Origin of the sequence: Pseudomonas sp. 9.2(2024) (assembly GCF_039695385.1) — a bacterium.
GTDB lineage: Bacteria > Pseudomonadota > Gammaproteobacteria > Pseudomonadales > Pseudomonadaceae > Aquipseudomonas > Aquipseudomonas paraglycinae.
Genome location: NZ_CP155585.1, coordinates 5,388,267 through 5,411,439, shown reverse-complemented (window position 1 = coordinate 5,411,439; position 23,173 = coordinate 5,388,267). Strand labels below are relative to the sequence as shown.

Sequence of the window (23,173 nt, the reverse complement as noted above, 5' to 3'; positions counted from 1 at the left end):
CTCTTGTTGGAAACGGCTAGGGTAAGTAAAGGTTTTGATCGAAAACCAACGGGGCACGGTCTGAAAAAGTAGCCAGACAAAAATAGCCCTGCAAAGACCGGCGATTATACGCACAAGTCACCCGGGAGACCGCGATGCTGGAAAGCGCAGTATATGAATGTCCGTATTGTGGTGAAGAGGTCGAGACGACCGTGGATCTCTCCGGTGGCGACCAGACCTATATTGAAGACTGTCAGGTGTGCTGTCGGCCGATCACCTTTGTGTTGCAGGTCCATGGAGAGGACTGGTTTCTGGAAGTCTTCAGCGAAAACGAGTGAGGCGCGCCCATGCAGCGAATCTACGAGCCGGAAAACCTGATGGAAGGCGAGATGCTCAAGGGCATGCTCGCCAGCGAGGGCATCGAGGCGCATCTGGTCGGGCGCGATCTGCTGGGCGGCACGGGGGAGTTGCCGATCTTCGGACTGCTGGGCCTGTCGGTCGATAACGACCAGGCCGAATACGCCCGCGAGCTGATCAGTGCGTACAATGCCGCGCTGCCGCTGCCCGGCGATGAACCGGACAGTTATCCCGGGACGCTGGTCTGTTAGGCTGGCGTTCGTTTTATTTGTGAGTCGTGCTGCCCCCATGTGTGGACGTTATGCCCTGTTTCGCTGGAACCGCGATTTCGCGAACCTGCCCGGTTTTCCTGCCGATCAGCAGGCGCAGTGGAACATTTCCCCCAACGATTCGGTGTTGATGCTACGCGCCGAACCCGACGGCCAGCGCACGCTGGCCCGTGCCCGTTGGGGGCTGACACCGCCATGGCTGACCGACATGTCGCGCACCCCGGCCCATGCCAGGGCCGAAACCGTTGCCGAACAGCCGATGTTCCGCGAAGCCCTGCGCCTGCGCCGCTGCCTGCTGCCGGCCAACGGTTTTTACGAATGGCGCGGCAACGTACGCAAGCGGCCGTACTGGCTGACACCGGGGGAAGGGGCGTCGTTGTTTTTTGCGGCGATCTGGGAAGCGTATCCGGTGCAGGAACAGGTGTGGCTGAGCACGGCGGTGATCACTCAGTCAGCGGCCAGTCAGCGCCGGCCGTTGATTCTCGATGAGGCGGGGCAGGCGGCATGGCTTGATCCCGAGACGCCGCTGCATGTCCTGCAAGGTTTGCTCGCCAGCGAGCCCGCTGCCTTGCGCGAGCGGGTGCTGGCGAATCTGGTCAATGATCCGAAGCTCAACGGGCCGGAGTGTCTGACTCCGGCCTAGCAGCAGATCAAGAGCCCCCCTCACCCTAACCCTCTCCCGGAGGGAGAGGGGACTGACCGAGAGATATTGCAGTAATACACCGACTTGAAAGTTCTTTGCTGAATCCATAATCGACACTAATTACCAGGTCGATGTATGACGGAAGACAGCTCGGTCGGCTCCCTCTCCCTCCGGGAGAGGGCTGGGGTGAGGGGGTGGCTCTTAAACCTTGAACTGGTTGATCAACCGCCGCTGCTGCTCCGCCAGTTTGGTCAGATCGGCACTCGCCGAACTCGACTCATCCGCGCCACCGGCCACTTCATTGGCCACCTGACCGATATTGATCACGTTGCGGTTGATGTCATCGGCCACCGCGCTCTGTTCTTCGGCGGCGCTGGCGATCTGGGTGTTCATGTCGTTGATCACCGATACCGCCTGAGTAATGGTCTCCAGCGCCTCGGCTGCCTTGGCCGCGTGCTGCACGCTTTCGTCGGTACGATTCTGGCTGTCTTCCATGACCCGCACCACATCGCGGGTGCCCTGTTGCAGTTGCTGGATCATGCTCTGGATTTCTTCGGTGGCCTTCTGGGTTTTCTGCGCCAGGTTGCGCACTTCATCGGCCACCACCGCAAAACCGCGTCCTTGTTCACCGGCGCGGGCCGCTTCGATCGCCGCGTTGAGGGCCAGCAGGTTGGTCTGCTCGGCGATTCCGCGAATGGCGATCAGGATCGCGTTGATGTTTTCGCTGTCCTTGGCCAGGTTCTGCACCACGTCCACGGCCTTGCCGATTTCTACGGCCAGCACGCCGATCGAATTCGACGTGTCGCGCACGATCTGCATGCCCTGACTGGCGGCCTGATCGGCGTGGCTGGCGGCTTGTGCCGCTTGGGTCGCGTTGCGCGCCACGTCCTGCGCGGTGGCGGTCATTTCCTGCACGGCGGTGGCGACCTGATCGATCTCGGCCATCTGTTTCTGTATGCCGATATTGGTCCGGATCGCGATGTCGGCCGTGTGCTCCGAGGAATCGCTGACGCTCTGTACCGACGACACTACCTGCGTGATCATCCCCTGCAATTTGGCGAGGAAGGTATTGAAGCCTTTGGCGATTGAACCGAGTTCGTCATTGCGATCACTGGTCAAACGACGGGTCAGATCACCTTCGCCCTGGGCGATGTCATCGAGCATGGTCACCATTTGCTTCAGCGGACGGGCGATGCCGTGGCCCACCAGCCAGATCACCAGCAAGCCGAGACCGGCAATGATCAGACCGACCATGGCCATGCCGAAGGTGTCGGATTTGCGCTGGGCGTCGAGGTCACCTTGCAGCTTTTGCAGGTCGGCCATCACCGCGTCGAGCGGCAGTTGCAGCATCAGCGTCCAGCGCGCGTCGGTCTGGCCGATGCCGAACGGCAGGTACAACTCGATCCGGCCTTGCTCTTTATTGACGGTGTACGTCACTTCGCCGCGCTTGAGATTGGCCATGTTGGCAATCTGTTGGGCGTCGAGGATGTCGCTGACCTTCTCGCCGAATTTGCTCGGGTCCTTGGTGTAGGCGACGATCCGGCCGTTGCCGCCGATCAGGGCCATCTGTCCGGCGCCGCTGTACAGTTTCTGGTTGGCGCCCAGGAGCATTTCCTGGATGAAGTTCACCGACAGGTCGGCGCCGACGATGCCCTGGAACGCGCCGTTGAGCATGATCGGTTCAATAAAGGAGGCGAGCATGACGATCTTGTCGCCGACCTTGTACGGGGCCGGATCGATCACGCAGGATTTTTTGGTTTCCTTCGAGCACAGGTAGTACTCGCTGGCGCGCACGCCGGTGGACAGGACTTTCTGGTCGTCGACGTCCACCAGTTTGTCCAGACCGAGGGTGCCATCGTCGTTGCGGAACCACCACGGCAGGAAACGCCCGTTGGCGGCGTCGATACCGACCACGCTGGTGCCGACGTAGGCCGAATCGTTGTGGTCGAGTGCGTTCTTTTCCCAACCGATGTAGGTGCCGAGAATCTTCGGGTTCTTCTCGACGTTTTCCTTGATCAGGCTGATCAGTTGCTCACGGCTGACGGTCAGTCGCGGCTGGCCATCGGCGCCCGGCGTGCCGAGCAGGGCGTTGACGCGCACCAGCCCACCGGCAATCAGAAGCGGCGCTTCCAGTTCGCGCTGGATCTGGCTGACCTGGGTTTGTGCCAGCGAGGTCAGGCGCTGTTCGATGACTTGCTCGAACTGGGCCTGGGTCCGTTGCTGGACCATTTCCTGGGTGCGGGCACCGGAGAACAGCGCGTACAGCACCAGCGCGGCGACTACGCTGAGTACGATGGCGCCGGCCAGGGCGGCTACGGAAAACTGGATCGACTTGAACTTCATGGGAGCTCCGCACGCGAGAGGACGTCTGCGCTGCTGTATCGGCAGCCACTATTGCGCCATGAGGTAAAGGGGGAGTAATTGCAGCGCAATGTCGCAAATGGATCAGTGCGCGACGCAGTTGCAGCGGGCCTGGTGGCGGATGTGAATTTTTTCCTACAGGTCTGGCGGGAGTTTTCTGAAAGTAGATGCAACACGTCCATTGTATCTGGCGTCGATACAATTACCCGCCTAGGATACGCGACAGGTTTTCAGGGAGCTTTTGAATGAACAAGACATTGGTTGTAAGTGCACTGAGCGCAGCGCTGTTGCTGGCCGGTTGTCAGTCGGTCAACACCACCAGCGGCGGTGCCGTGGGCGTGGAGCGCAAGCAGTACATGTTCAGCATGCTGTCCTCGCAAGAGGTCGACCAGATGTATGCCCAGTCCTACCAGAAGACCGTGGGCGAGGCGTCCACCAAAGGCGTGCTGGACAAGACCAGCAACGATGCCAAACGCATTCAGGCCATCGCCAACCGGCTGATCGCCCAAGCACCGAATTTCCGTCCGGATTCGGCGCAGTGGAAATGGGAAGTGAATCTGATCAAGAGTGACGAGCTCAACGCCAACTGCGGTCCTGGCGGCAAGATCATTTTCTACACCGGGCTGATCGACAGCCTGAAACTTACCGACGATGAAATCGCCGCGGTCATGGGTCATGAAATCGCCCACGCCCTGCGCGAGCATGGTCGTGAAGCCATGTCCAAGGCCTATGGCATCGAAATGGCCAAGCAGGGTGCCGGTGCGTTGCTCGGCCTGGGTCAGGACAGCCTGGCGCTGGCCGACACTGTGGCCAACTACGGCATGACGCTGCCCAACAGCCGCGCCAACGAAAACGAGGCTGACCTGATCGGTCTGGAACTGGCAGCTCGTGCCGGCTACAACCCGAACGCCGCCATCACGTTGTGGAACAAGATGAGCAAGGCATCCGAAGGGGCCCCTCCGGAGTTCATGAGCACTCACCCGGCGTCGTCCAGCCGGATCGCTTCGCTGGAAGCGGCAATTCCGAAGGTCATGCCGCTTTACGAGAAAGCGCCCAAGTCCTGAAACCATGATCGCTCCCGCACTCGGTGCGGGAGCGATCTGCCGGATCAAACCCAGCCGCTGCTCTGCGTCGCCTTGTACACCGCGACGATCGCCAGGATCAGGAACGCCGAGGCGGCCAATCGACGGATCAGGGTCAACGGCAGTTTCTCCGCCGCAAAATTACCCGCCAGTACCACCGGCACGTTGGCAATCAGCATCCCCGCCGTCGTACCGATAATCACCAGCCACAGCTCCGGGTATTGCGCGGCCAGCATCACGGTGGCGATCTGAGTCTTGTCGCCGATTTCCGCGAGGAAGAACGCAATCAGCGTGGTCAGGAATGGCCCGAACTTGCGGGCGGTGCTGGCTTCATCGTCGTCCATCTTGTCCGGTACCAGCGTCCACAGGGCGGTAGCGGCGAAGCTCGCGGCGAGAATCCAGTGCAGGACGGAATCGGAGAAGAAGCTGCCGAACCAGGCGCCGACCGCACCGGCTGCCGCGTGGTTGGCCAGGGTCGCAGCGACGATACCGGCAATGATCGGCCAGGGTTTGCGGAAGCGAGCGGCGAGAATCAGCGCGAGCAGTTGCGTCTTGTCGCCGATTTCGGCCAAGGCAACGATTGCGGTGGGAACGAGTAACGAGTCCAGCATCAGGATTTCCTAAGGGGCGGGTCGACACGGCTATGACACGTACAGCCTTCCCGCCCCGGGTAAGGTGTGCGTGTCATAGGTCTTGTCAAACCCTGCGATCCGTCTGCTGCGGACGCTTGGGTCGCATACGCCATGATCTGAGGATCAAGTATGTTGACGTATGCCGGACGAGCTTGGCGCTCGTGGGAGACTACTCCCCTAGGACGGAGCGGATTCTGCCTAGGCAGAACCCATTCGGCAAGTGCTAATTTTCAGCCGCGCTTGGCCCGGTAAATCCGGAAACCATTGCCTTCGGCCTTGATCGCGCAGACCCCGAGATGCTCTTCGATCAACGGTTGATACTTCAGGAAACTGTTGGCAACCAGGCGAAGTTCGCCGCCGTTTTTCAGATGTTTGGCTGCTTTTCGCAGCAAGTTCTCGGTGGCGAAATAATCGGTGTGCACGCCGACGTGGAATGGCGGGTTGCTCAGAATCGCGTTCAAACCCATCGGCGCGGCGTCGATGCCGTCACCGGTCAGTACCTCGGCTTCCAGACCGTTGGCCGCCAGGGTCAGCCGGCTGCTGGCGGCGGCGAAGGCATCAACGTCGAGCAACGTGACCTGATTGTGCGGGTAACGACGCTTTACCGCCGCACCGAGTACGCCGGCGCCGCAACCGAAGTCCAGCAGATGACCGCTTGGCAGTTTGTCCAGGTGCTCCAGCAGCAGGGCGCTGCCGCGATCCAGTCGGCCGTGGCTGAACACGCCCGGCAGGCTGATGACTTTCAACGGGCCTTCGGCCAGCGGCAGTTCGTAGGTCTGCGCCAGGCTTTCCAGCGGTTTGGCTTGCGGGGCGTTGGCCACGGTCACTTGCCACAACTGGCAATGGCGTGCGCTGTCGAGCTTGCGCGGCTTGCCGAACGGGTTGAGCTGTTTGGAAGCGCCTTCGATACCGCTGCGTTTTTCCCCGACCAGATACACCTCACGCCCGGCCAGGCGCGAAGCCACGGCGTTGAGGATGTAATCGGTCAGGTCCTTGGCCTTGGGCAGGAACACCACGGCGTTGGTGAATTCGCGTTCCGGGACGTTCACGCCAAAATGGCTGCGGCCTGCGAAGCGGGCTTCGAGTGCGGCCTGATCGCCGGCGTGCCAGCACCAGCCAAACGCATCGGGCAGGCGCCCCAGCAGATCATCGGCAGGCAAACCGGCCAGCAACACCGAACCCTGGAATAACTCGGCCTGACGAAGCAGTACTTCACTGCGCGGATCCATAACTGCTCCTGTGAAAAAAAGTGCCGCAGTTTATCAACTGACGACCCGCAGCGCCTTACCGCTGAAGAACGCCTGGGTGTTTTCCACCAGTTGGCCGACGATACGCTGCCGCGCTTCGCGGCTGCCCCAGGCGTTGTGCGGGGTGACGATCAGGCGCGGGATGTCGGCAGCCAGCAGCGGATTGCCGTTGGTCGGTGGTTCGACGCTCAGTACATCGGTGGCCGCGCCGCCCAGATGACCGCTGCGCAAGGCGTCGGCCAGGGCCTGTTCGTCGATCAGCCCGCCCCGGGCGGTGTTGACCACGAACGCGCCGGGTTTCATCGAGGCGAGTTCGCGGGCGCCGATGAAATGCCGGGTGTGTTCGTTGAGTGGGCAGTGCAGGGTGAGGGCGTCGATCTGCGGCAACAGTTCTTCCAGCGGCAGACGATCCGGACGGGCCGGGCGCCCCGGAATCTGTCCCAGCAACACGCGCATGCCAAAGGCTTCGGCCAGACGCGCGACCGCGCCGCCGAGTTCGCCGTGACCGAGCAAACCCAGGGTTTTGCCTTCCAGTTCGACGATCGGGTAATCCAGCAGGCAGAACTGTTTCGCCTGTTGCCAGCGGCCTTCGCCGACGGCTTTTTGATAATCGGCCAGGCGTGTGGCGAGGTTGAGCAACAGCATGATCGTGTGTTGCGCCACCGACGGCGTGCCGTAACCCTGGCAGTTGCACACCGTGATGCCGTGGGCGCGGGCGGCGGCCAGATCGACGTTGTTGGTGCCGGTGGCGGTGATCAGGATCAGCTTCAACTGTGGGTTGGCGGCCATGGCGGCGGCGTCGATGAGGATCTTGTTGCTGATTGCCACGGTCGCACCTTGCAGGCGTTCGCTCACTTGCGCAGGCAGCGTCTGGGCGAACAGTTGCAGGTCGCTGAAGCAGTCACGCAAAGGGCTCAGATCGAGATCGCCAAGATCCAGCGACGGGTGATCGAGGAATACGGCGCGGTGGGCGTTCGTCATCAACTGTACCTGTTGTGCTTTGAAGGGAAGGCGTAATCTGCCGAGCCTACCAGATGAAACAACTCGTTACGCTTGGCCGAAAGGAGCCCCCATGTACTGGACCGAATTCTTGACCGTTGCCCTGATCCACCTGTTGGCCGTCGCCAGCCCCGGTCCTGATTTCGCCGTGGTGGTGCGCGAAAGCGTGACCCACGGGCGACGCGCGGGGACCTGGACCGCGTTGGGCGTGGGCACGGCGATTTTCCTGCACGTGGGTTATTCGCTGCTGGGAATCGGGCTGATCGTTTCCCAATCGATCGTATTGTTTAATGCCTTGAAATGGGCGGCCGCCGCGTACCTGCTTTACATCGGCTTCAAGGCTTTGCGTGCGCTACCGGCGAAAACCGTGACCGACGACCTGCACAAAGAAGCTGGCGAGCGCACCGCTCGGGGCGCCTTCACCTCAGGCTTCGTGACCAACGGTCTGAACCCGAAAGCCACGCTGTTCTTCCTGTCGCTGTTCACCGTGGTGATCAACCCGCACACCCCGCTGACAGTCCAGGCCGGTTACGGCATTTATCTCGCCGTCGCGACCGCCACCTGGTTCTGCCTGGTGGCCATGCTGTTCAGCCAGCAGCGCGTGCGCGCCGGTTTCGCCCGCATGGGCCACTGGTTCGACCGCACCATGGGCGCGGTGCTGATCGCCATCGGCGTGAAACTCGCGTTCACCGAGATGCATTGATCCTTCTGGGCTGTCATCTGTTTCGGCAAATGCTGGCGCAAAGCTAGCATTTGTACGGCTCTGCAAATCATTCCTTTGGCTGATTTGACTGACGTATAACGGTTCTAGAGTACGAAACTCCAAAGCCAACACCGTGCAGTCAGAAAAGGGATTCTTATGTTGCAGACTCGCGTTATTCCGCCCGCCGAAGGGGCGTACCAGTATCCACTGCTGATCAAACGGCTGCTGATGTCGGGCGCCCGTTACGAGAAAACCCGCGAGATCATCTACCGTGACCAGCTGCGCTACAGCTACCCGACCCTGATCGAGCGGGTCGCGCGGCTGGCCAACGTACTGACGGCGGCCGGCGTGAAGGCCGGTGACACCGTGGCGGTGATGGACTGGGACAGCCATCGCTACCTCGAGTGCATGTTTGCGATCCCGATGATCGGCGCGGTGATCCACACCATCAACGTGCGCCTGTCGCCGGAACAGATCCTCTACACCATGAACCACGCCGAGGACCGCTTCGTGCTGGTCAACAGCGAGTTTGTCGGGCTGTACCAGGCCATCGCGCCACACCTGACCACGGTGGAGAAAATCCTGCTGCTGACTGATCTGCCGGAAAAAACCGCGGATTTGCCGAATCTGGTGGGGGAGTACGAGCAACTGCTGGCGGCCGCGAGTCCGCAGTACGACTTCCAGGATTTCGACGAAAACTCGGTCGCCACTACGTTCTACACCACGGGCACCACCGGCAATCCGAAGGGCGTGTACTTCACCCATCGGCAACTGGTGCTGCACACCATGGGCGTGTCGACCATCATGGGCGCCATCGACAGCGTGCGGCTGCTGGGCACCAACGACGTGTACATGCCGATCACCCCGATGTTCCACGTGCATGCGTGGGGTCTGCCGTATGTGGCGACAATGCTCGGGCTCAAGCAGGTTTATCCGGGGCGTTACGACCCGGAGTTTCTGGTCGAGTTGTGGCGCAAGGAAAAGGTCACATTCTCCCATTGTGTGCCGACCATCCTGCAGATGGTGCTCAACGCCAAGGGCGCGCAAGGCACCGATTTTGGCGGCTGGAAAATCGTCATCGGCGGCAGTGCGCTCAATCGTACGCTGTACGAAACGGCCAAGAGCAAGGGCATTCAACTGACGGCCGCCTATGGCATGTCGGAAACCGGGCCGCTGGTCTCGTGCGCGCACCTCAACGATGAATTGATGGCAGGCACCGAAGACGAGCGCACCACCTACCGCATCAAGGCCGGCGTGCCGGGGCCATTGGTCGAAGCGGCGATTGTCGACACCGAGGGCAATTTCCTCCCGGCGGACGGCGAGACCCAGGGCGAACTGGTGTTGCGTGCACCGTGGCTGACCGACGGTTATTTCAACGAACCGCAGAAGGGCGCCGAGCTGTGGGCCGGCGGCTGGCTGCACACCGGCGACGTCGCCACGCTCGACAGCATGGGCGTGATCGACATTCGCGACCGGATCAAGGACGTGATCAAGACCGGCGGCGAGTGGATCTCCTCGCTGGACCTCGAAGACCTGATCAGCCGTCACGTCGCGGTACGTGAAGTAGCAGTGGTGGGCATCGCCGATCCGCAGTGGGGCGAGCGTCCGTTTGCCTTGCTGGTGGTCCGCGAAGGGCACGCCATCGGGGCGCGCGAGCTCAAGGAACACCTCAAGCCATTCGTTGAACTGGGGCACTTGAGCAAGTGGGCGATTCCGAGCCAGATCGCGCTTGTTACTGAAATTCCCAAGACCAGTGTCGGCAAGCTCGACAAGAAGCGCATCCGCCTCGACATCACCGAATGGCAGGCCAACAACAGCACCTTCCTCTCGACGCTCTGAGCCTCCTCTGGCGCGCCGAAAACGGCGCGCCAGACCCACCAAGCAAGCGCTTGGCTTGTGAAATTCGAATTTTCAGCCATCCTTGCCGTGCCGACATGTGTCGGACTGGCGAAAGGACTGTTCCAGAGTGGTCGGCAGCTGCAAATCACACTTTAGAGGGATCAAGCAGTACCACCTGCTGGCTATAGTCCGCTCAAGGATTTTTAAGAACGGGGCAAACGCACAAACGGGGCGATGCAACATTGAAGCGATCTCGGGAAGCCTCTGGCGCCCGGTCCTTCAGGCGTTTTTAAAAGTACTCACTGCCATAACAATAATGCACATGGAGTAGCGTCGATGACCTCAGTAAACCAGTTCTGGCGCCGGGCAAAGCTGCCTCTGGCCGTCAGTCTTGCTTCTTCGCTCGCCGGGCCCGCATTCGGCGTCAGTTTCAACGTCGGTGAAATCGAAGGCCAGTTCGACTCCTCCCTGTCGATCGGTGCCAGCTGGTCCACCCAGAGCCCGAACAAGAACCTCATCGGCGTCAACAACGGCGGTCACGGTCTGTCCCAGACTTCCGACGACGGCCATGCCAACTTCAAGAGCGGCGAAACGTTCTCGAAGATCTTCAAGGGCATCCATGACCTCGAACTGAAATACGGCGATACCGGCGTGTTCGTCCGTGGCAAGTACTGGTACGACTTCGAACTCAAGGACGAGAGTCGCGAGTTCAAGGACATCAGCGACAGCAACCGCAAGGAAGGCGCCAAGTCCGCCGGCGGTCAGATCCTCGATGCCTTCGTCTACCACAACTATTCGATCGCCGATCAGCCGGGCTCCGTGCGCCTGGGCAAACAGGTGGTGAGCTGGGGTGAAAGTACCTTCATCGGCGGCGGCATCAACTCGATCAACCCGATCGACGTGTCCGCGTTCCGTCGTCCAGGCGCCGAGATCAAGGAAGGCCTGATCCCGGTCAACATGTTCTACGTGTCCCAGAGCCTGACCGAAAACCTGTCCGCCGAAGCCTTCTATCAGCTCGAGTGGGACCAGACCGTCGTCGACAACTGCGGGACCTTCTTCTCCCAGCCGGACATCATTGCCGACGGCTGCACCGACAACCTGCGCGTGCTGAACAAGCGCTCGCAGATCCCGGCCATTGCCCTGGGGCCATTGGCAGCCAACGGCGTCGACGTCAACGAGGAAGGCGTGCTGGTACGTCGCGGTCCTGATCGGGATGCCCGAGACAGCGGTCAGTGGGGCGCGTCCCTCAAATACATGTTCGAGCCACTGGACACCGAGTTCGGTGCCTACTTCATGAACTATCACAGCCGTGCGCCGATCTTCAGCGCCACGGGTGCACCGCAATCGGTCTACAACGGCGTGGCGGCATTGCCGGCAGCATTCCGGGCCCTGGGGCCGCTGGTGGTTGCAGGCAACTCGAACTACTTCGTCGAGTATCCAGAAGACATCCGCCTGTACGGTCTGAGCTTCTCCACCACCCTGCCTACCGGCACCGCCTGGAGCGGTGAGATCAGCTACCGTCCGAATGCGCCGGTACAACTGAACTCTACCGACATCCTGTTCGCCGGTGTGCGTCCCTTGGGCGGCACGTTTGCGAACGCATCGCTGCTCGACGGCGTGCCGGGTCAGGATCTGCACGGTTACGAGCGCAAGGAAATCACTCAACTGCAGACCACCTTCACGCACTTCTTCGATCAGGTCATGGGCGCGAGCCGTCTGACGCTGGTGGGTGAAGTGGGCGCGACTTACGTGGGCGGTCTGGAGAGCCGATCCGACAAGCGCTATGGCCGCGACCCGGTCTTCGGCCCGGGCGAATTGCCAGCCACCGGCGGCACCAACACCTGCGTCAACATCCTCAACAACGGCACCATCAATGGCGCCGGGCCAGGTTCCCCACAGAACAACCGTAGCCGCAATTGCAACAATGACGGTTTCACCACGTCGGTTTCCTGGGGTTATCGCGGTCGCGCCATCTGGGAATACAACGACGTGTTCGCCGGCGTGAACCTCAAACCGAACGTGGCCTGGTCCCATGACGTCAGCGGCTACTCGCCAGGCCCTGGCGGCAACTTTGAAGAAGGTCGCAAGGCGGTGAGCCTGGGCGTCGATGCCGAGTACCAGAACACCTATACCGCGAGCCTGGCTTACACCAACTTCTTCGACGGCAAGTACACCACCGTGGATGACCGCGACTTCGTGGCGCTCAGCCTCGGCGTGAACTTCTAAGCACTGCATTCAGGACGAACGAATTTATGAAAATAACAAAGAGTCTGTTCCACGCCGGTGTTCTGGGCCTGTCGCTGCTGGCGACCGGCGTCATGGCGGCAGTGCCTGCCGCCGAAGCGGACAAACTGGGCAAGAGCCTGACCCCGATGGGCGCCGAAATGGCCGGTAACGCCGACGGCTCGATCCCGGCCTGGAAACCGATGCCGAAGAACGCCGGCACTGTCGACAGCAAAGGCTTCCTGTCCGACCCGTACGCCAGTGAAAAACCGCTGTTCACCATTACCAAACAGAACGTCGATCAGTACAAGGCCAAGCTCGCGCCGGGTCAGTACGCGATGTTCCAGCGTTACCCTGATACCTTCAAGATGCCGGTCTACCCATCCCATCGCGGTGCCACCGTGCCGGATGCGGTATTCGCCGCCATCAAGAAGAACGCCACCACCACGACGCTGGTGTCGGGCGGCAACGGCCTGGAAAACTTCGATACCGCCGTGCCGTTCCCGATTCCGAAAACCGGTGTGGAAGTCATCTGGAACCACATCACCCGCTATCGCGGCGGCAGCGTGACCCGTCTGGTGACCCAGGCCACGCCGCAACCGAACGGCTCGTTCAGCCTGGTGTATTTCCAGGATCAGTTCGTGTTCCGCGACAAGATGAAAGATTACGATCCGGCGAACCCGGGCAACATCCTGTTCTACTTCAAGCAGAAAGTGACCGCGCCGGCACGTCTGGCCGGTGGTGTACTGCTGGTGCACGAAACCCTCGATCAGGTGAAGGAACCGCGTTCGGCGTGGGTCTACAACGCCGGTCAGCGTCGTGTGCGCCGCGCACCGCAAGTGTCCTATGACGGCCCGGGTACCGCGGCGGATGGTCTGCGTACTTCCGACAACCTGGACATGTTCAACGGCGCACCGGATCGCTACGACTGGAAACTGGTCGGCAAGCAAGAGATGTACATCGCCTCCGACAGCTACAAGCTCGACGATCCAAAGCTCAAGTATGCCGACATCATCAAGGCCGGGCACATCAACCAGGATCTGGCGCGCTATGAACTGCGTCGCGTCTGGCACGTGACCGCGACCCTGAAGGAAGGCCAGCGTCACATCTACGCCAAGCGTGACTTCTTCATCGACGAAGACACCTGGCAAGCGGCCGTGATCGATCACTACGACGGTCGCAACCAACTGTGGCGCGTGGCGGAAGCTCACTCCCAGGACTACTACAACGTGCAGGTGCCTTGGTACACCCTGGAAACCCTCTACGACCTGCAGTCCGGCCGCTACCTGGCTCTGGGCATGAAGAACGAAGAGAAATCGGCGTATGACTTCGGCTTCACTGCAACCACCGCAGACTTCACGCCCCAAGCCCTGCGCCAGGACGGTATTCGCTAAGCTCCTGTAAACCGAGGCCGCATCCTCGTTAAAACGCCCCGACCGGTTCGGGGCGTTTTTTTGCCTGTCGCTTTTTCCGTAGCCTTTTTGTAGCCATTTGTAGCAACGACCTTCATAACCGCTCCGTTTAAGGCTAGTCTGCGGGCATCTGCTACGCCGCCAACAGCCATACGAACAAGAGCCGGCCATGACTGATCTGTCCCCACTTCCGGGCCCTGCAAGCGTTGCCGTCGCGGCACTGGACGGACGTTTTTTCCGTCCGCCGCTACCCGACGGCTACGTGCTGCGACCCCGTTTGTGCGAGCGCCTGAGCGCCGGGCTCAGAGGGCGTTTGTTGCTGGTCAGCGCCCCGGCCGGGTTCGGCAAGAGCTCGCTGGCGGTGGAGTTCTGTCAGAGTCTGCCGGCGCACTGGCAAAGCCTGTGGCTGGGTCTGAGTCCGCGGGACAACGATCCGGGGCGGTTTCTTGAGCGACTGCTCGAAGGTCTGCAGGACTATTTTCCGCAATTGGGCAGCCGGGCACTGGGACTGCTGAAAATGCGTCAACGTCATCAGCCGTTTGCGTTCGAAGAATGGCTCGACGGCCTGCTGGATGAACTGGCGCTGCATCTGCAACCGACGGCTCCGCTGCTGTTGGTACTGGATGACTACCACCTCGCTCAAGGGCCGGTGCTCGACCGTTGCCTGCAATTTTTCCTCAATCATTTACCGGACGGCCTGGTGGTCATGGTCACCAGTCGGCAGCGCCCGGACTGGCACCTGGCACGTCTGCGCCTGTCGCGCCAGTTGCTGGAACTGCACGAACAGGACCTGCGCCTGACCCACGACGAAGCCTTGGCACTGCTTGATCGTCACAGCAGCTCCCTGCGCGGTGAAGCGCTGGAAAACCTGATCCAGCGCAGCGAAGGCTGGGTGGCCGGGCTGCGTTTCTGGCTGCTGGCGATCGCTGAAGTCGGCACCGAATCAGCCTTGCCACAAGCGTTGAACGGCGGGGAAGGGCTGATCCGCGAATATCTGCTGGAAGAAGTCATCGATTGCCTGCCCGCCGAGGTCCAGGCGTTTCTTTATGACACCGCGCCGCAGGAACGCTTTTGCAGCGAGCTGTGCGACGCGGTGCGCGAAGCCCACGACAGTGCGGAAATCCTGCGTTTCCTGCTGGCGCATCAGGTGTTCCTCGTGCCGCTGGACGAGCATGGGCACTGGTATCGTTATCACCACCTGTTTTCCGACCTGTTGCGCAGCCGGCCTATCGCCCGGGCACTGGTGCCGGCCGCGACGCTGCATCTGCGCGCCTGCCGCTGGTTCAATGCCCAGGGCCTTCTGGATGAAGCTGTCGAGCAGGCGCTGCGCGCAGGGCATCTGGACGTCGCGGCCAATCTGGTACAAAACCTGTCCGAGGAACAACTGCTGGCCGAGCAAAACGTCGGCATGCTGCTGCGCTGGAAAATGGACTTGCCCGACAGCCTGCTGATCAGCACCCCGCGCCTGATCGTGTTGTACAGCTGGGCGCTGGGGCTGGCCTGTCAGCTTGATGCGGCCGAAGAACTCGCCAGTCATCTGAGTCGTTTTCTGCCGGCACCTTCGGCCACCGCCCAGAAATCCATGCTGGCCCAATGGCTGGCGCTCAAGGGCATCATCGCCCGCGGGCGGGGCCATCGCGAGCAGACCATCGAGTATTGCAGCGAAGCACTGGAAAGCCTGCCGGCCAAGCGTTACGGCCAGCGTCTGATGTGCCTCTCGACCCTCTCCAATCTCGCGATTGCCGACGGCGATCTGTGGCGTGCACGGGGCCTGAACCGCGAGTCGCTTGAGCTGGCGCAGCGGGTCGGCAATCCCTTGTTCGAGGCGCTGGCGCATTATGATCGTGCCCGCGTCCTGCAGGCCCGCGGCGAAATCCTGCGCGCGCTCGATGAAGTGCGCCAAGGGTTGGAGCGCTTGCGCGGATTGTCCGCGCAGCGTTTGTACGCCGTGCGTGCGCGACTGACGCTGTATGAGGGTTTTCTGCTGGCCATGCGATTGCAGCCTCAGGCGGCAAGGGCGCGATTGCAGGCGGGCCTGACTGAAGCAAGGGCCTGTCGTGACATCAGCGTGCTGATCGGCCACTGCGTGATCGCCCGGCTCGACGGCAGCAGCGGCGATTTCGCCAAGGCCTTCGCCGAACTGGCCGAAGCCGAAAGGCTGATGCACATATGGGATGTCCCGCCGATCTACTACCTGGCGATGATCACCCTGGTCAAATGTGAGCTGTGGCTGGCTCAGGGGCGTATCGATCTGGCCGAAGCCTGGCTGGCGCGACTGGGCCAGACCTACACCGGTGAATACGCGGCGGCACCGCCGGAATTTCATCCGCAACTGCCCTTGCACGTCGAGCTGCAACAGGCGTTGCTGGACGTCATACAGGGGCAACCGATGCTCGCCGAAGGGCGATTGAACGTGCTGCTGGAGAACGGCCAGCAAACCGGACGGCAACTGCTCAGCGTGATGGCGCTGACGCAAAAAGTGGTGTTGCTGTTGGCGGGTGGGCGCGAGCCTGAAGCCCGCAAGGCGTTGAATCAGGCGCTAGAAGCGGCGGCCGGCGGCGTCCTGCAACCTTTCGATGTGCTGGTCAAAGAGCATGCGGACTGGTTGCGAGGGCAACTGTCACTGACTGCACCGACAGCTGCCGGTCAGCAATTGCTGGAACATTTCCCCCAGGCGCCGGCTCGTCCTGCAGCGGAATCCACGACGACCGAATCGCTCAGCAGTCGTGAGCTCGCCGTCCTGAGGTTGATCGCTCAGGGCTGCTCGAATCAGGAAATCAGTGATCAGCTGTTCATCTCGCTGCACACCGTGAAAACGCACGCCAGTCACATCAACAGCAAGCTGGGTGTGGAACGGCGCACGCAAGCGGTGGCGCGGGCGAAAGAGTTGGGGGTGTTGAACTGAATCTGCTGTTTTGCGCTGTGTCGGCATCCTGCGAGCCAACAACGTAAAATGGCGGAAATCAGCCTCTGCGCACTGTCTTCAATGTCTGTTCAGGATCTCCCATGACCGCTGCAAATCCCGCGCTCATTCGCGAAACTTTCCCCGTCGGCCCGCTCCAGTGCAACTGCACGATCATCGGCGATCCGATCACCAAAAAAGCCATTGTCGTCGATCCGGGCGGCAACCCTGACCTGATCATGGCCCGGCTCGATGCCCTCGGTCTGAAAGTGGTCAGCATCATTCACACTCACGCGCACCTCGACCACTTCCTGGCTTCCGGACAGATGAAAGAGAAGACCGGCGCCACCTTGCATCTGCACAAAGAGGATCAGTTCCTGTGGGACAACCTCGAGATGCAGTGCCAGATGTTCGGCGTGCCTTACACACCGGTACCGTCTCCCGATCGCTGGTTGAGCGATGATGAGGAGCTGGCCTGCGGCTGTGGCGTGGCGCTGCACACGCCGGGGCATACGCCAGGTTCCATGAGCTTCTGGTTTTCCGAGGCTAAGCTGTTGATTGCCGGCGACACGCTGTTTCGTCGCGGAGTAGGGCGCACGGATTTGTGGGGCGGCGATCAGGCGACCATCGTGCGATCGATCAAGCAACGGCTATACACCCTGGATGAAGACGCTACCGTTGTAGCCGGGCATGGTCCGGATACGCGTCTGGGGGATGAGATGCGCGAGAACCCGTTTGTGCGTGCCTAAACATTTTGTCACGGGTGCCCGGCGGAATTTTTGTGCATTGTCATGATCCAACGCCCGCACGGGCCAGTTGCCAATGGCCGCTGCACCACAGAATGCAAAATGTAGGAGCACTCCATGTTCACCACGCGTCGTTTGATTATTGTCGCTACTGCCGTGGCCGTCTTGTCCGGCTGCGCCTCGCCCAACCCGTATGACAATCAGGGTCAGGCCGACGGTGGCTCCCAGGGCATGAGCAAAACCGCCAAGTACGGTGGCCTCGGTGCGCTGGCCGGCGCGCTGGCCGGTGCCGCCATCGACCACAACAACCGCGGCAAGGGTGCGCTGATCGGCGCAGCCGTCGTCGGTGCCTCGGCCGCCGGTTACGGCTACTACGCCGACCAGCAGGAGAAAAAACTGCGCGCCAGCATGGCCAACACCGGGGTTGAAGTGCAGCGTCAGGGCGATCAGATCAAGCTGATCATGCCGGGCAACATCACCTTCGCCACCGATTCGGCGAACATAGCTTCCAGTTTCTATCAGCCGCTGAACAACCTGGCCAACTCGCTCAAAGAGTTCAACCAGAACCAGATCGAAATCGTCGGCTACACCGACAGCACCGGCAGCCGTCAGCACAACATGGACCTGTCCCAGCGTCGTGCGCAGAGCGTGGCCACCTACCTGACTTCGCAAGGCGTCAGCGGTGCCAACCTGAGCGCCCGCGGTGCCGGTCCGGATAATCCGATCGCCAGCAACGGTGACGTCAATGGCCGGGCGCAGAACCGTCGCGTCGAGGTTAACCTCAAGGCGATTCCGGGCCAGCAGTACGGTGGTCAGCAGCAGCCGGGCACGGTTCAGCAGTACCCGTAACCGTCAGGTACAAAAAAGCCCCCGGACAAGTGATTGTCCGGGGGCTTTTTGTTGGCGCGAAGGCTGATTACTTCTTCAGGCCGTAATGCTCGTCGAGCATGCCCGGCGAGTTCGGGGTCTTCGGCGCATAGTCACGCGGCGGTTCCTGATCCCGTGGTGGCGTCAGGCGTTCCCGTGGGGCCTGTGCCGCGTCGGCGTGCAGCGAGGCCAGCAAGCGTTGACGGGTCTGCTCGTCCAGGGCCAGGCGGTTGGCACCCTCGGCGAGGTGATCCTGCACTTCCTGATAGCTCTGGGTCAGTTTCTTGACCAGATTGGCGGTGCTGTTGAAGTGGGTCACCACTTCGTTCTGATAACTGTCGAAACGTTCCTGAATATCATCCAGTTGACGCTGCGTGCGGCTGGGCGCGGCGTTCGGCGCAACGCGAGCGATCAGGAAACCAATGGCGACACCCACAACCAGGGCAAGAGTCGGTAACAACCAAACTAAGAGCGAGTGTTCCACGAGTCCTTCCTCTATAAACGGCTTTGCTTTACGTTAACGGCTCGAACCTGCGCTGTATACCGCGATTCACTCGCAATAGACTGGCACAGACAATTTGCTAGACGAGTCGACCCGATTCGAGGTCACGGAGTTCCTTCCTTGCTGATGCGTGAAACCCCTGTAGTGATTGATGGCCCGGTGGGGCAACTTGAGTCTTTGTATCTGGACAATGAGCAGCCACGCGGCATCGCGCTGATCTGCCACCCGAACCCGGTGCAGGGCGGCACCATGCTCAACAAGGTCGTCTCGACCCTGCAGCGCACCGCGCGCGACGCCGGCCTGATCACCTTGCGCTTCAACTATCGCGGCGTCGGTGCCAGCGAAGGTTCCCATGACATGGGCACCGGTGAAGTCGATGACGCCCAAGCCGCTGCCGCATGGCTGCTGGAAAAACATCCGGATCTGCTGCTGACCCTGTTCGGTTTCTCGTTCGGTGGATTTGTTGCAGCAAGTCTCGGCGGTCGTCTCGAATCCCGGAGCATCGCGCTCAAGCATCTGTTCATGGTCGCGCCGGCGGTGATGCGTCTGGGCAATCAGGATCAATTGCCGCAGCAGGGTGAGCTGACCGTGATCCAGCCGGAAACCGATGAAGTGATCGATCCGCAGCTGGTCTACGACTGGTCTGACAAACTCCCGCGCCCCCATGAGCTGCTGAAAGTGGCAGAATGCGGACACTTTTTTCATGGCAAGCTGACCGATCTCAAGGATCTGATCCTGCCGCGTCTCTCGAATTGATTGCAGTCTGACAAGCGATTACCCATGACGAACCGTACCCGCATCCTCACCGGCATCACCACCACCGGCACCCCGCACCTGGGCAACTACGCCGGCGCCATCCGCCCGGCGATCCTCGCCAGCCGCGACAGCAATGCCGACTCGTTCTACTTCCTGGCCGACTATCACGCCCTGATCAAGTGCGATGACCCGCTGCGCATCCAGCGCTCGCGTCTGGAAATCGCCGCGACCTGGCTGGCCGGTGGCCTGGATGTGGATCGCGTGACCTTCTACCGTCAGTCCGACATCCCTGAAATCCCCGAGCTGACCTGGCTGCTGACCTGCGTTGCCGCCAAAGGCCTGCTCAACCGCGCCCACGCCTACAAGGCTTCGGTGGACAAGAACGTCGAGACCGGCGAAGACCCGGATGCCGGTATCACCATGGGCTTGTACAGCTATCCGGTGCTGATGGCGGCGGACATTCTGATGTTCAACGCGCACAAGGTGCCGGTCGGCCGCGACCAGATCCAGCACGTGGAAATGGCCCGTGACATCGGCCAGCGCTTCAACCACCTGTTCGGCCAGGGCAAGGAGTTCTTCACCATGCCCGAAGCGCTGATCGAGGAAAGCGTGGCCACGTTGCCGGGCCTGGACGGTCGCAAGATGTCCAAGAGCTACGACAACACCATTCCGCTGTTCTCCAGCGCCAAGGAAATGAAGGACGCGATCTCGCGCATCGTTACCGACTCCCGCGCGCCAGGCGAAGCGAAAGATCCGGACAACTCGCACCTGTTCACCCTGTTCCAGGCGTTCGCCACACCGGCGCAGGCTGACGAGTTCCGCAGCGAGCTGCTGGGCGGTCTGAGTTGGGGCGAGGCGAAGAACCGTCTGTTCCAGCTGCTGGACAACGAGTTGGGCGAGTCCCGCGAGCGTTATCACCAGTTGATCGAGCGTCCGGCAGATCTGGAAGACATCCTGCAACACGGCGCCAAAAAGGCCCGTGCGGTGGCGACGCCGTTCCTCAACGAGCTGCGTGAAGCGGTCGGCCTGCGCTCCTTCGTCAATCAGGTTCAGGTGGCCGCGACCACCAAGAAGAAAGCCGCGAAAGCCGCACGTTTCGTCAGCTTCCGTGAAGACGACGGCAGCTTCCGTTTCCGTCTGCTGGCGGCCGACGGCGAGCAATTGCTGCTGTCGCGCAACTTCGCCGACGGTAAAACCGCCGGTCAGGTGACCAAGCAGCTGCAATCGGGTCAGGCGCTGGATGTGCGCAGCGAAGAGCTGAGCTTCAGCGTCTGGCTGGAAGGCGAGTGCGTTGGCGACAGCCCGGCGTTCGCCGACGTGGCTGCGCGGGATGCGGCCGTCGAGGCCCTGCGGATCGCTCTGACACCGGTTCAGGAATAATCAACGGGCCGGCCCGACCAAGGGCCGATTGCCATTCCCACGGGCCATCGCTACAGTGACGGCCCGTTTTTGTTGCCTTGCTAACGAATTATGACGCCCCTAGAACGATATCAAGCTGATCTGAAACGCCCGGACTTCTTCCATGATGCGGCGCAGGAAACTGCTGTGCGTCATCTGCAACGCCTGTACGACGATCTGATCGCGGCCGAGCAGAACAAGCCGGGTTTGCTGGGCAAGCTGTTTGGCAAAAAGGATCAGACGCCGGTCAAGGGCCTGTACTTCTGGGGCGGCGTGGGTCGCGGCAAAACCTACCTGGTGGACACCTTCTTCGAAGCGCTGCCATTCAAGGAAAAGACCCGCACTCACTTCCACCGCTTCATGAAGCGCGTGCACGAAGAGATGAAGACCCTCGGCGGCGAGAAAAACCCGCTGACCATCATCGCCAAGCGCTTCGCGACTGAGTCGCGGGTCATCTGCTTCGATGAATTTTTCGTTTCCGACATCACCGACGCCATGATCCTCGGCACGCTGATGGAAGAACTGTTCAAGAACGGCGTGACCCTGGTCGCCACGTCGAACATCGTGCCGGACGGCCTGTACAAGGACGGCCTGCAACGCGCGCGCTTCCTGCCGGCCATCGCGCTGATCAAGCAGAACACCGAGATCGTCAACGTCGACAGCGGCGTCGACTACCGTCTGCGCCACCTCGAACAAGCGGAGCTGTTCCATTTCCCGCTCGACGAAGCTGCTCACGAAAGCCTGCGCAAGAGCTTCAAGGCACTGACCCCGGAATGTACGGCGGCAGTGGAAAACGATGTGCTGATCATCGAGAATCGCGAAATCCGTGCCCTGCGCACTTGCGACGACGTGGCCTGGTTCGACTTCCGCGAACTGTGCGACGGCCCGCGCAGCCAGAACGACTACATCGAACTGGGCAAGATCTTCCACGCCGTGCTGCTCAGTGGCGTGGAGCAGATGAGCGTCACCACCGACGACATCGCCCGTCGCTTTATCAACATGGTCGACGAGTTCTACGACCGTAACGTCAAACTGATCATTTCTGCCGAAGTCGAGTTGAAAGACCTGTACACCGGCGGACGCCTGACGTTCGAGTTCCAGCGTACCCTCAGCCGTCTGCTGGAAATGCAATCCCACGAATTCCTGTCCCGGGCACACAAGCCTTAAGCGGATTCGGCAAACAAAAAGGGCCTGCACATGCAGGCCCTTTTTTGTGTCTGGTCGAATCGTCAGGCAGCTTGCTGGAACTGCTGCCGGTACTGGTTCGGCGACAGTTCGGTGTGCTGGCGGAACAGCCGTGCGAAGAAGCTCGCATCGTCGTAGCCGACTTCGTAGCTGATGGTCTTGATGCTCTTGCGACTGCCGGAGAGCAAGCCCTTGGCGGTCTCGATGCGCAGCCGTTGCAGATAGTGCAGCGGCTTGTCGCCGGTGGCGGTCTGGAAGCGGCGCATGAAGTTGCGGATGCTCATGCCGTGCTCGCGCGCCACGTCTTCGAAGCGGAACTTGTCGGCGAAATGCTCTTCGAGCCAGTGCTGGATCTGTAGGATGATCACGTCCTGGTGCAACTTCTGACCGCCGAAACCAATGCGTCCCGGGGCGTAGCTGCGCTGCACTTCATAGAGAATGTCGCGGGCCACAGCCTGAGCCACGTTGGCGCCGCAGAAGCGCTCGATCAGATAAATGTAGAGATCGCAGGCCGAGGTCGTACCGCCGGCGCAATACAGGTTGTCGGCGTCGGTCAGGTGCTTGTCCTGATTGAGGTAGACCTGCGGGAAGCGCTCGGCGAAGGCGTTGAAGAAGCGCCAGTAGGTGGTCGCTTCCTTGCCGTTGAGCAGCCCGGCCTCGGCCAGCCAGAACACCCCGGTGGCCTCGCCGCAGAGCACGGCGCCCCGGGCATGCTGTTCGCGAAGCCACGGCAGGATCTGTGGATAACGTTGGCACAGCGTATCGAAATCGTCCCAGAACGCCGGGAGGATGATGACGTCGGCGTTTTCCAGGCTACCGTCCACCGGCATGACCACGTCACTGAAGCTGTTCACCGGTTTGCCGTCGGGACTGACCAGGCGGGTTTCGAACGCCGGAGTCAGGCCGTGGCCCAGTTGTTTGCCGTAACGCAGGCTGGCCAGATGGAAGAAATCCTTGGCTTGCATGAGGGTGGAAGCGAAAACCCGGTCGATCGCCAGGATGCTGACGCGCCGCAAGGGCGTGGAGACTTGCTTGGACATAATTCAACTTTTGTTTTTATAAGGGAAAGTG

General features: G+C 61.1%; 20 protein-coding genes and 1 riboswitch. Of the genes, 14 read left to right on the top strand and 6 right to left on the bottom strand.

Going from position 1 to position 23,173, the window contains the following annotated elements; translation table 11 throughout:
* Positions 1–134 precede the first annotated feature (134 nt).
* Genes ABFB52_RS24340 through ABFB52_RS24330 form a run of 3 tightly spaced genes read left to right on the top strand, consistent with a single transcriptional unit; the run spans position 135 to position 1,248 of the window.
* Complete coding sequence (locus ABFB52_RS24340; RefSeq protein ID WP_007951671.1) at positions 135–317, top strand: CPXCG motif-containing cysteine-rich protein; 183 nt, start codon at positions 135–137, stop codon at positions 315–317.
* Positions 318–326: 9 nt separating this feature from the next.
* Entirely contained in the window at positions 327–587 is a 261-nt protein-coding gene (locus tag ABFB52_RS24335; protein ID WP_011335895.1) for a DUF2007 domain-containing protein, read from the top strand.
* A gap of 37 nt (positions 588–624) precedes the next feature.
* Positions 625–1,248, top strand: coding sequence for an SOS response-associated peptidase (locus ABFB52_RS24330; protein WP_127799865.1), 624 nt, complete (start codon positions 625–627; stop codon positions 1,246–1,248).
* 201 nt (positions 1,249–1,449) lie between these two features.
* Here the strand turns inward: ABFB52_RS24330 and ABFB52_RS24325 are convergent, their stop codons facing one another.
* Positions 1,450–3,591, bottom strand: a complete 2,142-nt coding sequence (locus tag ABFB52_RS24325) for a methyl-accepting chemotaxis protein (protein WP_129973058.1) — start codon at positions 3,589–3,591, stop codon at positions 1,450–1,452.
* Positions 3,592–3,854: 263 nt separating this feature from the next.
* Here ABFB52_RS24325 and ABFB52_RS24320 point away from each other — a divergent pair, with 263 nt between their 5' ends.
* Positions 3,855–4,673 (top strand): M48 family metallopeptidase, encoded by an 819-nt coding sequence (locus tag ABFB52_RS24320; protein ID WP_129973057.1) that lies wholly within the window; start codon positions 3,855–3,857, stop codon positions 4,671–4,673.
* Between the two features lie 44 nt (positions 4,674–4,717).
* Here ABFB52_RS24320 and ABFB52_RS24315 read toward each other — a convergent pair whose 3' ends face one another.
* From ABFB52_RS24315 to ABFB52_RS24305, 3 genes are all read right to left on the bottom strand, one after another.
* Positions 4,718–5,302 (bottom strand): TMEM165/GDT1 family protein, encoded by a 585-nt coding sequence (locus tag ABFB52_RS24315; protein ID WP_129973056.1) that lies wholly within the window; start codon positions 5,300–5,302, stop codon positions 4,718–4,720.
* Between the two features lie 88 nt (positions 5,303–5,390).
* Positions 5,391–5,513, bottom strand: a riboswitch (yybP-ykoY riboswitch).
* 40 nt (positions 5,514–5,553) lie between these two features.
* Positions 5,554–6,552 (bottom strand): class I SAM-dependent methyltransferase, encoded by a 999-nt coding sequence (locus ABFB52_RS24310; RefSeq protein ID WP_129973055.1) that lies wholly within the window; start codon positions 6,550–6,552, stop codon positions 5,554–5,556.
* Between the two features lie 33 nt (positions 6,553–6,585).
* Positions 6,586–7,551 (bottom strand): 2-hydroxyacid dehydrogenase, encoded by a 966-nt coding sequence (locus ABFB52_RS24305; RefSeq protein ID WP_129973054.1) that lies wholly within the window; start codon positions 7,549–7,551, stop codon positions 6,586–6,588.
* A gap of 91 nt (positions 7,552–7,642) precedes the next feature.
* Here ABFB52_RS24305 and ABFB52_RS24300 point away from each other — a divergent pair, with 91 nt between their 5' ends.
* The 7 genes from ABFB52_RS24300 (at position 7,643) to ABFB52_RS24270 (ending at position 18,243) form a co-directional block, all read left to right on the top strand.
* The gene (locus ABFB52_RS24300) at positions 7,643–8,272 is read left to right on the top strand and encodes a LysE family transporter (RefSeq protein ID WP_129973053.1); all 630 of its coding nucleotides are present in this window, start codon (positions 7,643–7,645) and stop codon (positions 8,270–8,272) included.
* Between the two features lie 156 nt (positions 8,273–8,428).
* Entirely contained in the window at positions 8,429–10,111 is a 1,683-nt protein-coding gene (locus ABFB52_RS24295) for a fatty acid--CoA ligase (RefSeq protein WP_129973052.1), read from the top strand.
* A gap of 336 nt (positions 10,112–10,447) precedes the next feature.
* A complete protein-coding gene (locus ABFB52_RS24290) occupies positions 10,448–12,337 on the top strand; it encodes a DUF1302 domain-containing protein (RefSeq protein WP_085745365.1) in 1,890 nt (629 codons plus the stop codon).
* A gap of 26 nt (positions 12,338–12,363) precedes the next feature.
* Positions 12,364–13,728 carry a DUF1329 domain-containing protein gene (locus ABFB52_RS24285; protein WP_085745364.1) on the top strand — a complete coding sequence of 455 codons (1,365 nt, stop codon included), beginning with the start codon at positions 12,364–12,366 and terminating at the stop codon, positions 13,726–13,728.
* A 187-nt stretch (positions 13,729–13,915) separates the two neighbouring features.
* Positions 13,916–16,651: a LuxR C-terminal-related transcriptional regulator gene (locus ABFB52_RS24280; protein ID WP_129973051.1), complete on the top strand. Its 2,736-nt coding sequence runs from the start codon at positions 13,916–13,918 to the stop codon at positions 16,649–16,651.
* A 101-nt stretch (positions 16,652–16,752) separates the two neighbouring features.
* Positions 16,753–17,397: an MBL fold metallo-hydrolase gene (locus ABFB52_RS24275; protein WP_085745362.1), complete on the top strand. Its 645-nt coding sequence runs from the start codon at positions 16,753–16,755 to the stop codon at positions 17,395–17,397.
* A gap of 114 nt (positions 17,398–17,511) precedes the next feature.
* The gene (locus ABFB52_RS24270) at positions 17,512–18,243 is read left to right on the top strand and encodes an OmpA family lipoprotein (RefSeq protein ID WP_007956806.1); all 732 of its coding nucleotides are present in this window, start codon (positions 17,512–17,514) and stop codon (positions 18,241–18,243) included.
* 67 nt (positions 18,244–18,310) lie between these two features.
* On the opposite strand, the gene ABFB52_RS24265 is transcribed toward ABFB52_RS24270, so the two are convergent.
* Complete coding sequence (locus ABFB52_RS24265) at positions 18,311–18,745, bottom strand: DUF1043 family protein (protein WP_007956803.1); 435 nt, start codon at positions 18,743–18,745, stop codon at positions 18,311–18,313.
* Positions 18,746–18,889: 144 nt separating this feature from the next.
* Between ABFB52_RS24265 and ABFB52_RS24260 the strand changes: the two genes are divergently transcribed.
* The 3 genes from ABFB52_RS24260 (at position 18,890) to zapE (ending at position 22,084) form a co-directional block, all read left to right on the top strand.
* Entirely contained in the window at positions 18,890–19,519 is a 630-nt protein-coding gene (locus tag ABFB52_RS24260) for an alpha/beta fold hydrolase (protein ID WP_129973085.1), read from the top strand.
* A 24-nt stretch (positions 19,520–19,543) separates the two neighbouring features.
* On the top strand, positions 19,544–20,899 hold the full coding sequence (locus tag ABFB52_RS24255; protein ID WP_129973050.1) for a tryptophan--tRNA ligase: 1,356 nt from the start codon (positions 19,544–19,546) through the stop codon (positions 20,897–20,899).
* A 90-nt stretch (positions 20,900–20,989) separates the two neighbouring features.
* Positions 20,990–22,084 (top strand): cell division protein ZapE, encoded by a 1,095-nt coding sequence (gene zapE, locus ABFB52_RS24250; protein ID WP_039766273.1) that lies wholly within the window; start codon positions 20,990–20,992, stop codon positions 22,082–22,084.
* Between the two features lie 62 nt (positions 22,085–22,146).
* Here zapE and ABFB52_RS24245 read toward each other — a convergent pair whose 3' ends face one another.
* Complete coding sequence (locus tag ABFB52_RS24245) at positions 22,147–23,043, bottom strand: GlxA family transcriptional regulator (RefSeq protein WP_176240469.1); 897 nt, start codon at positions 23,041–23,043, stop codon at positions 22,147–22,149.
* Positions 23,044–23,173: the final 130 nt, after the last annotated feature.